The organism is Radiobacillus deserti (assembly GCF_007301515.1).
GTDB lineage: Bacteria > Bacillota > Bacilli > Bacillales > Amphibacillaceae > Radiobacillus > Radiobacillus deserti.
Genome location: NZ_CP041666.1, coordinates 2,939,545 through 2,952,471 on the forward strand (window position 1 = coordinate 2,939,545; position 12,927 = coordinate 2,952,471).

Below are 12,927 nucleotides of genomic sequence, written 5' to 3' on the forward strand. Positions count from 1 at the left end.
TGGCTTTAACCTTAGCAACTGCACCTGCAAATTACCCAACCGGTTCCATTCATTTTGAACTGTACGTGATATGGGAAATCGATAAACGAACTCGCACCAGAAGAATTTTACATTCAAGATTCTTACGGAACCCGTTGTGATAAAAAATAAAACCTTCCTATTGATAATTCACATAATCTTGATATAATACTTCTCTTTCAATTTGAACCGATTGTAAGCAACGGTGATAAAATCCCTGATAACGACGGTTTCAAATTCCCCAATAATAACAGATAATCATTTCTATACTAGATAAAGATTTGGAGTGTAGAGATGATGATCAAGATTGGGGAGTTTTTTATGATTAGAGAATTACATCAAAAAGGATGGTCAATTACTGCTATCTCTGAAGAAACCGGCTTTGATCCAAAAACTATTCGAAAGTACATAAATTCTGACGAATTACCAAAGCAGAAAAAGAGTTATAAGAAAGGCAGTAAATTGGATCCATTCAAAGATTATTTGAAGAAACGTATTAAAGAAGGAACTACGAATTGCACGGTACTTTTAGAAGAGATCGAGGCTATGGGCTATGAAGGGAAAATGACAATCCTTCGGGATTTTGTACGCCCTTATCGTTCTCGCCCTAAAAAGCAAGCGACCATAAGATATGAGACCACTCCTGGGAAACAAGCTCAAATGGACTGGGGACATGTAGGAAAGTTTGAAGTTGATCAAGAGTTGAAAGAAATTTATGCTTTCACGATGGTATTAAGTTACTCGAGGATGAAGTACGTAGAGTTCACGGATAGCATGGACCTAGAACTTTGATGAAGTGTCACATGAATGCATTTGCCTATTTTAACGGTGTGCCTGAGCAAATTCCCTACGACAATATGAAAACAGCCGTCGTTAAACATAGTCCAGTTGAAATACGGTTTAACCGGAAGTTTGAAGAGTTTTTAGCTTATTATGGAATAGCACCAAAAGCATGTAAACCTTATCGTCCACAAACGAAAGGCAAGGTGGAAAATGTAGTTGGGTACGTGAAGAAGAACTTCCTGCAGCGTAAGCATAAACGAACATTAAGGGCATTAAATGAAGGTATGAGAGAATGGCTGGATCAGATAGCGAACCGAAAGATTCATCAAACAACCATGGAATCTCCTATCACCCGTTTCCAACATGAACAAAAATACCTGAATGCTTCTAACAGTAAACCACTTTTTCCTATTAACCATTGGGAAATTCGAACAGTTAGTAAGGATTGTTTTATCTCTTATCAAGGAAAACGTTATTCCGTACCCTTTCGGTACGTTGGTCAAGAGTTAAAGATTAAAGAAACCCTGGATCACCACTTGGAAGTCTATGACTCCTATGAATGTATCGCCAAACATCCGTTAATGACGGGGAAAGCTCGAGACCATATAAATCTTGAACATTATAAAGGACTGCAAACGACTACTGTTGGTTTGCCGACCCACAGCCATTTACAGTCCCCTGATATTGAAGTGGAGCAACGTCCCCTTCAAATTTATGAGCAACTAGAAGGAGGTGATCAATAATGAACACAGACCTTTTAGTTGAACATTTACAACAAATCGGCTGGCATTATACCGCCGACCAAATTGATGGTCTACTAGAAGACGCATCTAAAAATAATGTACCATATTCGGACTTCTTAATCACGGTTTTGTCCCAAGAAATTGAACAAAAAGAGAAACTGGCGTTAGAGAAACGTATCAAGAAAGCGAAGCTACCATACATCAAAAGTATTCATGATTTTGATTTTAGCTTTCAACCAAGTATAGATGAGCGTAGAGTCAAAGAGGTTTTATCAGGAAGATACATTCATAATGGGGAGAATATACTTCTTTTAGGTCCACCAGGCGTGGGGAAAACTCACCTAGCCATTTCCATGGCCTTTGAGGCTTTAACTCAAGGACACCAAGCATTATTCATTACGCGAATGACTTTATCGCTGAATGTCAGAAAGCAGAAAAACAGGGTTTAATCCAACGGATTATTAAACGATATAGTCGTCCTGAATTATTCATTATGGATGAAATCGGGTACTTCTCCTTTGATGACTGAGTGCCCATACCCTTTTTCAAATCATATCAAGAAGATACGAGTATGGAGCAATGATCATCACATCGAACAAATCCTACGTAGAATGGGGGGAAATATTTGGTGATGAGATATTAGCTACAGCTATACTGGATCGACTGATATATCATTCCACCACTTTCAATATTAAAGGTGAATCCTATCGTTTAAAAGAAAAGAAAAAAGCTGGCATTCAGCCAGCTAGTATTCGGGGAAACTAGGGAATTTGTTTCCGTTGAAATCAGGGAATTTTAAACCGTTGTTGACACCGATCAGTTGGAGAGAGTTAGAACCCCCTCCCCCTTATTTAATGTCACTTCAAAATTCAATATACAGCTAAACACTTGCGAAAAAGTTTTGATACACTAATCCAACTTAGAATTCCAGTAACGTACAAACGCTTTATACCCTCTCTCATCCTTGGATTAATCTCCGCTTGAATCACAGTTATAGTTAGATCGACGCTTGCTAGATGTTCTTCATTAAAGTTGGACCCAAATTTACTTGGCAGGGTACGATGCGCTTTTAGCCATTCCCCCAGGAATTAAAAGAAGAACTTATTGCTATATATATGGAATGGAAAACCGTTGTTGACATTGTTCACTTCAAAATTCATAAGTTTTTCTATTGGTAAGCGCGTTGACAGCAACGTGGTAAATTTCCTGGCACCCGATTGTAAGGAAAGTGGCAGAGATGGTACATTCTTGTGAATGTAATCATAAGAAAGAACAAAATCTTCCTAGTAATTTGAAATTCTACCCCCAATACGTAAAAATAACCCACCTCCCTGAATAGGAATAAGCCGGATCAAACGTTTTTCTTCATTATGAAAGTGAACGTAAAATAGTCCACACCTATTACTGGGATGTGGACTATTTTTCCCTTACAAAATAAAAAGTGCTTTTTAGCATTGTAATAATAATTATATATTCAATTTCTGTATAAGGTATTTGTATTTCCCTCTTTGCGTCTTCTCAATTTCTGATACATAAGTTACTTTGAAATCTATAGATTCACCCATTTTCTTCATAAACTCTTTAAGAATAGCAATTTCATCATTATCTGAAAACTTATCAGTTTTTACGATTTTAATTATAACTTCTCCAACTTTGTGCTGGAATAGTTGATAATGCTTTACGTTATCAAATAAATTAGAGTGCATATTTAGAGCAGTAATTGAAACTTTACTGCCATCTTTGCAAACCAACATTTCTTGCATCCAACGACCTTCAATAGTCTCTAACAATTCATAATTTCTACCACATAAACATGACTTTTTTGATGCATATGCTGAATAATCCCCAGTTTGATATCTAATGAATGGCATTGCGTAATTCCAAAATCCAGTACACACTATTTCTCCACGTGTATTAGTTTTAGTAATAACTTTTTGTTCTTCATCTAGCAATTCCACATAACCATACTCACTTTGAATATGATAATAATCTGATTTTTCACACCATCCCGCTATACATGCCCTTTCACTATGTCCATAAAAAGTAAATAACCTACTGTTAAAAATCCCTTCCACTATCTCCTTTTGACCGGGATATATATTTTCAGATGTAGCTAATATTGCTTTGGGTGTATTCTCCATTTTAAACCCAGTTCTTTTTATATATTCACATAATGATAAGATAGCTGACGGATAAGTATGAATGTATTCAACTTTTTCATTATTTAATTTATCTAATATAGTTTTTATATTCGAATCACTTAGGTGAAAATTATCAATAATCAATCGTCTTTCTTTCCAGTCATACTTAAACAATTCCCTGTTTCTAAACGAATCATTTCTTAGTGCTGCTACTCTACTTTTAGAAGTATATCCTACTCTTTCCCAGATCAATTCTACAAATGGCCACTCAACTTGATTATAATTCTTTTCAGCAAAGAACTTTAGTTGATTTCCAGAAGTTCCACCAGTAGTAGTTAACATTTTTTTTCTACTCGGATAATTATCTGATTGAAGATCTTGGAAATTATCATTAATAATAGACTTATTCAACAAAGGTAGTATTTGTATATCTTCTAAATTTTTAAAAGTGTACGGGTTGAACCCATAATCATCAAATACATCTTTATAGTATTTAACATGTTCATATGAATGTATTAGCAGCTTCTTCATTTCCATAGTTTGATATTCAATATGCTTTTCTTTAGGCCACCACTGAGACTTTTCTAATAGTCTTTTCATCTCCCGATATTTTGCCCCATATTTATATTTGTTTGGGATTGAACCATAAACATATTCTATAGGTAGTTTTATTATATTTGGTGAATTTTTATATATTTTTTTTGCAATATCCATTATAAAGCCCCCAATACATATTAAGTAATTAAATTTACCTGTCACTTATATTACAAGTCGACATTTGATTAAACTTATTAATAACTAAACTGTTGGTATTGTTAATATTATTTTGCAAAATACCATAACCGAGTGATTCATAGACAAATTCAGTACATTCAAAGGAAAATGGTTTATTAGAAATATCAGTTACTGTGATTGAATTATTATAAATTTCAAACTTGCGCTGATGGAGTATATCGTCATATTTAATTACAAGGGTTATTGAGTAACTTGTTACATCTACTATATATCCTTTAACCTTAATCTCTGTATTAAAACTATCTAAAAAATTATTCAATTCTTTCCCATGGAATGGACAATTATGCGCTTTAATACTTCTGAATTCGTTTCTAACATCGGGCAAAGGTGTATAGATATAACTCCCTTGGTCACTAAAGCTGTTTTTTTCATTGATACTAATTTCAAAATGTAAAAAATCATTATGACAATGAGCATTATGCATAACCTCTAGATCAGCCACACTTCTTATAAAGATCTTTATTTCATCTAGTGTAAAAGTTACTAACCCAAAATGTGGAGCATATTCTACTATTGAATCTTTTAATTCTATATCGTTAAAAGGGAATTCAATCCTTGTTTTGATTTGATGCTTGTAATCGGAAATACTTTCATCATAAATTAAACTAGAGTTTATCTGATTATAGTTATAAACGTCATTATGGTGAACTGCACTATTATTTAACAAACTTTTAATAAAACTATATTCAAGAGGATTTTTATTTGACCAGGATTTAATATACCTATAATTTGTTATCGCAAACACATTTGCAATCAATGAATCAACTTGCAATTCATTTTCTTGAAAAATATAATCCTCTCTATATATCTTATTGTATCCCATGAGATTAAACTGCTTTTCGTATAACTCTTGACTAATGAATTCACCATATAAATTTAATTTAAATAGTCGCCCACTATCATTATCACCTATTTGAATAATATCTCCATTAGGCTTAATTGTCATAGTGGCAAAATGTGCAACTGAATTAAGTTTTGTTAGTAGGTGATTAATAACCTTTTCACCATTTCTCATTATTAATGCAAATGAATACACAGCTAATTCTGCACTTAGACGATGATATGCAGTCGAACATTCATAATTTCCACCATCTGGAAGGAATTGCTTGTCAAACTCTTTTAAAAACTCTTTTTTTGCGAACTCATACCACGATTTAGTCTCTTTACACTCTATATAGGAGGATATAAATAATAATCCACACAGATTAGATAAATAATGATTTCCATTTTTATTTGTTGTAATGCTTAGTTCCAAATTTCTTAATACAAATCTTCCATGTTCTAGAATTTTTTTTGTGAAGTATTCCTTAAACTCCTCATCCAGAATGTAATATTTGTCTTGTTTAGTAAAAATATCATATGCAATTAATAAATTAGCTGCCCTGATTGAGACTTCCATTGCACAATTCCAATTCACCCCATAACCTATGGGATTACTTTCAAAAAAATCAAAAACCTGATTTCTAAACTCCAACAGTATGTCTTTTCTTTTATTTTTCATTGAAAGTGCCGCTATCGATAGTTGCGGTAAATGATACATTCTAGCCAATTCCCAGGGCATCTTTATATCAACACCTACTGGTAATTTTGTTGGAATGTCGGTTGAAAGTTTTTTTATATCAAACAAGTATCCTGATTTGAGATCTCTTTGCCAATCAATAAGGGAATAGCCCTTACTCACTAATTTTAGTATTTTTTCATCCCTATATGGTCTTTTAGATGAATCAACTTTATATTTATGTCCATTAATACCTAGGGGGGCTGCATTAAAATCTGATGCTATCCATCCACTACCCAATATATTAAACCGATGGGACATGTACATTCTACATGTATAGTCTATTTTGTCAGTTTGTATGGAGCTTAAATCTAATTGGTTAATTTCTATTAAAGTCTTAATAGACGTTTTTACAGGCATACTGTAATATAGAAAGTCAAAGAATAAAAATAATTTACCTAGCTTTAATTTTTCAAGTATTCTTTTCATAAACACATATTTTTTTATTCTATCAAAATTAATAAAGGTTCTTAATAAATTTATATATGACCTCATACTTTCAACTCTCTCTTATCGTAAATTATAAATAAAGTAGTTGACATATTTAATATGGCATGGGAAACAATAGTCGTAGCTGCTGCTGCATTAATTCCATAGATAGGAATTAATAACCAATTAGAGAATACGTTAAATGCTAGTGAAATTGCAGCTAAAAAACAAAGTTCTTTATATCTTCTTGCAGACATCATAATGCTTATGTTAGAGGCAAACATATAACTAATCCCTACTCCAACTACAAGTATATTAAATGCTGGTATTGCATCATCATATTGATGGCCATTAATATGAGGCATAAATAATCCACTTAGCAAAATAATAACAACACAACTAAGAAATACAATAAACCATGTTTTTTTTAACCATTGTAAAACAAATTCTTTTCTATGTTCCTTTGAGTCCACAAACTCAACTTTTGATGTTCTTACTCTTAAAACTGCTTTAATAGATGGTAAAAGTGTCAAAAGTAGGGAGTAGTACTTAAAAGCAATTCCATACAAAGCAACGTCCTTATTCGTTAATAAATTTGATATCATTATAATGTCCATTTGATTAAAAAGATTTAAAAGAATAAGATAAACTAGAACCCACAGACTTTCTTTAATCATTAGTTTGAAATCGTAAAAATCCAATAGTATATTTTTTACCTGCTTAGACTTATATATTTTATATAGTCCATAGCAAAAAGTCACAATACTACTAAAGATAAATAATAGTATTACACTGATTACTCTTAATTCATGAAAAATGAGTAAAAAAGATCCTATACCTAATAAAATAAAGATATTTTTTATGTTATTAATCATTCCTGATTGAACATACAATTCTCTAGATTGAAAATAAGCTAAATTCATGTTAATTAATGCTATTAAAAAACCATAAATTATAGAGTATATGACAACTGTGTTAGCCATGTTATAAACTTTCGCCAGCAGTGGCGCTAATCCAATTGCTATTATAGAAAGGATTAATAACATTAATGACACTTTTGTATGCAATGCTAGAGAATTTTTTTTCCCCCTTGAAAATTGTTCAGTAGAATATCTAATGAATGTTAGGGCTATACCTTCACCAAATACCCCGAAATTAAAACTAGAAAGAGCGGTGAATTTAACAATATCTGCATATTCAGCAGGAACCATAAATCGGATTAATATTATTGTAATTGCCAACATAAACACTTTGGACAATATATCAAAAAAGAATACTTGAGAAAAATCTACTGGTATTTTTGATTTTATTTTATAAACTAATAATTTTACCATGTAATAATCACCTTTACTTAAACGTCCCATCTTTGCAAAAAATCTACTTATATATTCGAATAAGAGTACATCTCCAAACTATATTTTTGCAATAGATTTTCCCTAGATAAGCATTTGCTGAACCAAAGTAATTTAAAGGATTGTAAGCAAGTTCAATAACAACTCTAACCAACACTCGTAAAAATTCCACCTTTAGACTAACTTCCTGTACAAACTTAGTACAATTATTAGCGAAGTAAATAGAAAAGGAATTAGAATAATATTTCCCTATAAATATTTCACCGAAAATAGAGCCAGCATCACGAAGAAAGTACCACACTTGCTTAGTTCTTACTATTGAAATATCTGCCTTAACTCTCCTGCCATTGCCCCCAACCCCCAACTACATGGACAGAATCAAAGTTAATTGTGAATGACATTAGGCCGTGATCCGAGAACCTCAAAGGCTTACTACAACAAAATGTAATATGAATAAATTTATTCTAATAATTTGTTTGTGGGGCTCTGTCCCCTTCTATCGAATGTTAAATCGGGTGCTACAGTCAATGTAATGAGGCTTAACTAAGCTATCTCTCTGTGCAGCGAAAGTGTTTCTTTTTCTCAATAACAAGAAACGAAATTTCAACTTTTCTAACCATACTAAACCAGCTTTTAAGTGAACTTTTCGAGCTATTTAAAAATTTGTAATTAGATTTAATTTCATTTACTTTAAGTTATTTTTTTCATGATACTAAATTTACTATTTTTGTTAACTAACGCAAGAAGAAGTAAAACAACAAAATATCCATATACTGTTACCACCACAAATATGGTAGCGCCAGTAATAACAAAAACCTGTAGTATTAGTATTGACAAAAATGTCCTTACTTCTAAACCATTAGATACTTTATCAAGAAGAATAAATAAATAGCTGTATGCAATAGGAGTAAAGATTATACCTATCAAACCATAAGAAAAGGCACTACCAAACATGCCAGTGTTAGCACTGATTTGCGAATTATAGAAATAGAGTTCTCCAATTATATAAGGTACTCCTGAATCGTATTGATAGTCATTAACTAAACCTAGTTGCTTAACAAAGCTTACAAATGGTATAATTGGTGGCCGATCAACAAAATACTCATAATAACAATTACTCAAAATAGCTGGAATATAATAAATCCTTTCTAATAAAGTGCTTACTAGAAATGTTGACTTTCCTATGATTGATTCCAACAATATTCCTAGATTCATAATTATTAAAATTGTTGGGATTCTATTAATCATGTTTTCTTTATAATATAAATAAGCTAGAATGGATGCTGGTAACAGAAAGAGTGCAGCCTTTTGATTTCCAATGCTATACAGCAAAAGTTGTATATAAATAATCATTGCTAAAATTATCCAATTTTTCTTTTGGAAAAAGTATAATCCCGCAAACGGATTAATTACATACATTGCATTATGACGAAAATATTCCACTACTAAACCCATATTATAACTGGATGCTTGAGTTCTTAATTCATAAACTTTAACAGGATCCAAAGTTAAATTAAGTCTAAGTCCATTAAACTTCCAAGAAATTAACAGTACTCCAATGCAAAACACAAACACTATTCCATACCATAATATCAATCTCGAATCATCATCAATTTTCTTATCAATTTTTATTTTCTTGTGTTTAATCCTATAAAGGAAATACATTGCCCCTAGTAGGATTACCCAAAATATCGAGAAGAACAGCAAATATTTATACTCCAAATTAGCAAGACCGAACAGTGATACTGATGGTACAAAACTCATAATATATAAACCTAATATAATAAGTTCGGAAGCTCTGTTTCCATAAATTATGATCTTACGAGTAAGAAAAAGAGTTGTAAATAAATAAAGTAGCCAAGAGATTAGGTATTTATAAATATTAAATTCTAAATGGTATACATAAGATAACAAGTAACTTTCTTTGTGATAATCATTCAAAACCGTTACATACAAATAATCTAAAGATGCCCTAAAGATAATCATATAAAGGATAAATTTCTTATTTCCCATTCTATCTTGCTTAACTTTTAACATTATTTATTCACACTTTCATTCTAATAAGTCAATAAACTGTTTACAGACTTCTTTAATATTATATTTAGATATATCAATATTAGTTTTTCCGACATAATCCCCTTGTATAAAAGCTTTAATTTTTTCTTCTGGAATATCATCGTGTTTAAAAGATATGATTGGTCTACGGGCTAAAGTATAGTCAATAAGTTTTGATGGTATTTGACTTGTGGTTATATTTTCAATATTAATAAGGAAATCCATACCGCTTAATCTAGTAATACACTCAGTTCTAGGGATGAGATCATGTATTTGCAATCTATCACCCATTACTTTTTTATATTTTAATAAAATTTCATTATAAATAGGACCATGCGTGACAGTATATAAAACAAAAATAAAATCAACATTTAACTTTGATAAAAATTCCAGTAGGGGCCCCGGATTCCTAATTTCTTTATAAAAAATACCCGCATATCCAAAAGTAACCACTTTATTTTTTTTATAATCTAATAGTGTAACTTCATTAAAGTTAAAACCTTGGGGTATTACTCTAATTTTATCCTCATTTGTATATTTTTTAAAATAATTAACTGCCCTTGACGTAGGAATTATATTATAGTCAAATTGAGAACAAATAAACTTCTGTATTTTTTTAAAATACGGTGCTAGTTTAACATCTTTGACTCCATAGAATGGATCACTCCAATCAGCTATATAAATCTTATCTCCTTTACGATGTCTTTTTATCTTAAGAGCAGTAACTAAGTGGATGTAAAATGGTAGACCTATAGATATTATTGCATCGTAACTAGTAGTATCAATTCCCTTATAAATAAATCTACCACAAGTAAGTAAAAATCTTTCCCCAATGAAATAATTAATAATATTCTTTATTAGATAAAACAATTTATTGTTGGAAAAGGATCTTGCTCTTTTATTACTTACACCCCTTGACTTTAACATTTCCTCATCATACTCATTATTGCTTATTAATTGTTTGTAATCTCCAACCAATAAGTCCACGCTATAACCTTTCTGCTTTAGCTCATTTACCAATGCTCTGGCTCTAAAGGCCCTAGGAACATTTCTAGGATAATACCAATGAGTTATAATCAATACCTTTTTCATGTAAACTTTTCTCCTAACCATAGCAAATAGGTAAAATTCTTGATATCAACTTAAACTTATATACGCCTTCTCTAACTTTTCTGCTTCTATTCTTATATCAAATCCAGCATCTCTAATTTTCTCAATCTCATCTACTCTTTTAGCACTTTTTGTTTCTTCGATTATTTTTTCTGCCCATTCTTTTGCACTTAAATTTAAACTTAGAAATTTTAACCTATCAGTAACTTTTGCTTCAACTGGGACAATATCCGAAGTAAAACAATCCAATCCAGCAGCCTGAGCTTCGACTAAAACAATTCCTAAACCCTCAAAGAATGAGGGTAAAACAAATACATCAATAGCTTGTAAAATATCCGAAACATCATTCCTTTGACCTAAGAATAAAACTTTTTCAGGAATCCCTAGTCGTTCAACCTTTTCCCTAATCTTTCCCTCTAGTGGGCCAATTCCGACCAGTACTAATAAACTATTAGTTTTCTGTTTTTGTATTTCAAAGAATATATCTATTAAAAAATCGTGATTTTTTTGTGCATTAAATCGTCCAATGTGTCCAACAACAAACTTTTTATTTATATCCAGTTCGTTTCGCATCTCCATTCTAGTATTTTTATCAAAAGTAAACTTATCACAATCAATTGCATTATTTATTATTTTCACTTCATTATCACGTTTAGAAGTCTTACCAAAATAAAATTCACCTGCAGCTTTTGAGCATGCAAAGTATTCACTGACAGTATTCTTAAGTGGAAGACATAAAATTCTATTACGTAGGGAACTAATTTTTTTATCTGAGTATTTAGTTGTATGTGCGTGAGCAATTAGATGATTAATATTGTACTTACGTAAAAAGGGATAGATAAGCATATTCAGGTAAACTTCGTGGAGATGTATAATATTATATTTACCAGAATTTTCTTTGAAAATAGCCGTAAAATCATACCAAAACTTTTTACTAATATTAGGTTTTGGTATCAAATATACATTTCCTCCTAGCTCCTTTATTTCATCAATAAATGAATTATTATCATTTTGCCAATACAAGAAATCAAACTGGATTTTACCTCTATTAATATTTCTAAAATAACTCATAATAAAGCTCATTACTCCACTACTCTTACTAAGTGTTGACACAATGTGCAAAACTCTAATCATTAGTGAAATCTCCTCAGATTAATTTTTCCTAGTATAATGTATTAAACTTCTAACCATTTTTTATATAATGATATTTCTTTAACCCTTTAAATATATACCAAGTTATATAATACATAGACATTATTGTATTAATTCCCACATATCGATAAGTTTTATATGCCATTATTAGAGATTTTATTTTATTTCCTGACTTTGAATTCTTTAGGATCCTATATGTTAATAAAGGTTCATTTAACCCATAAGCATATTGTTCCATTTTTAGAATTCGAATCCATGCACCATAATCCTCGTGTGTTTCATCATTTTCCATCTTACATTGTTTAATATAATCTCTTTTTATCAATACCGATGAGCATGAGATAACATTCTGTTTTAATAAACTTTTATAGTTAACCCTCCTTGGTACTTCAAATACGCCTGAATATTTTCTGTTGTTTTCATCAATATACGCTGATCCTGTAAACAAGAAGCTAGCACCTGTTTTATCTGCATAGGCTAGTTGCTTCTCTAATTTTAAACTATCCCATAAATCATCACTATCCAAAAACGCAATCCATTCACCTTTTGCCAATTCTATTCCTCTATTTCTTGTTGCTGATACACCCTGATTTCTTTCATTATTATAAAAATACACTCGGTCATCTACTTGTGAGTATTCTTCAATGATACTTATTGTCCCATCCATCGATCCATCATCAATTATAATAAGTTCCCAGTTTGTATATGTCTGCTTTAGAACTGATTGAATAGAGTCTCTAATATATGTCTCACAATTATATGCTGGCATTATTATACTTACTAAAACCATA

8 protein-coding genes and 2 pseudogenes are annotated in these 12,927 nt (G+C 31.2%); 3 read left to right on the forward strand and 7 right to left on the reverse strand.

Annotated elements, in window-relative coordinates; all coding sequences use genetic code 11:
* The first annotated feature begins 315 nt into the window (after positions 1-315).
* The 3 genes and pseudogenes from istA to FN924_RS19785 all read left to right on the forward strand — a co-directional run bounded on the left by istA (position 316) and on the right by FN924_RS19785 (position 2,309).
* A pseudogene (gene istA, locus FN924_RS15470) lies at positions 316-1,544 on the forward strand (IS21 family transposase).
* Positions 1,544-2,073, forward strand: a pseudogene (locus FN924_RS19135) (ATP-binding protein). Before istA ends, FN924_RS19135 begins: the two co-directional pseudogenes overlap by 1 nt.
* Before the next feature lie 50 nt (positions 2,074-2,123).
* The gene (locus FN924_RS19785; protein WP_323368623.1) at positions 2,124-2,309 is read left to right on the forward strand and encodes an ATP-binding protein; all 186 of its coding nucleotides are present in this window, start codon (positions 2,124-2,126) and stop codon (positions 2,307-2,309) included.
* A 701-nt stretch (positions 2,310-3,010) separates the two neighbouring features.
* Here FN924_RS19785 and FN924_RS15490 read toward each other — a convergent pair.
* The 7 genes from FN924_RS15490 to FN924_RS15520 all read right to left on the reverse strand — a co-directional run bounded on the left by FN924_RS15490 (position 3,011) and on the right by FN924_RS15520 (position 12,926).
* A complete protein-coding gene (locus tag FN924_RS15490; RefSeq protein WP_143896015.1) occupies positions 3,011-4,399 on the reverse strand; it encodes a phenylacetate--CoA ligase family protein in 1,389 nt (462 codons plus the stop codon).
* Positions 4,400-4,433: 34 nt separating this feature from the next.
* On the reverse strand, positions 4,434-6,533 hold the full coding sequence (locus tag FN924_RS15495) for a heparinase II/III family protein (RefSeq protein WP_143896017.1): 2,100 nt from the start codon (positions 6,531-6,533) through the stop codon (positions 4,434-4,436).
* Positions 6,530-7,801, reverse strand: coding sequence for an oligosaccharide flippase family protein (locus tag FN924_RS15500; RefSeq protein WP_158634037.1), 1,272 nt, complete (start codon positions 7,799-7,801; stop codon positions 6,530-6,532). Before FN924_RS15500 ends, FN924_RS15495 begins: the two co-directional genes overlap by 4 nt.
* 708 nt (positions 7,802-8,509) lie before the next feature.
* The gene (locus FN924_RS15505) at positions 8,510-9,856 is read right to left on the reverse strand and encodes a hypothetical protein (RefSeq protein ID WP_143896021.1); all 1,347 of its coding nucleotides are present in this window, start codon (positions 9,854-9,856) and stop codon (positions 8,510-8,512) included.
* A gap of 15 nt (positions 9,857-9,871) precedes the next feature.
* The gene (locus tag FN924_RS15510) at positions 9,872-10,966 is read right to left on the reverse strand and encodes a glycosyltransferase family protein (protein WP_143896023.1); all 1,095 of its coding nucleotides are present in this window, start codon (positions 10,964-10,966) and stop codon (positions 9,872-9,874) included.
* 45 nt (positions 10,967-11,011) lie between these two features.
* On the reverse strand, positions 11,012-12,118 hold the full coding sequence (locus FN924_RS15515; protein WP_143896025.1) for a glycosyltransferase family 1 protein: 1,107 nt from the start codon (positions 12,116-12,118) through the stop codon (positions 11,012-11,014).
* A 49-nt stretch (positions 12,119-12,167) separates the two neighbouring features.
* Positions 12,168-12,926, reverse strand: a complete 759-nt coding sequence (locus FN924_RS15520; RefSeq protein WP_143897254.1) for a glycosyltransferase family 2 protein — start codon at positions 12,924-12,926, stop codon at positions 12,168-12,170.
* Between the last annotated feature and the right edge of the window lies 1 nt (position 12,927).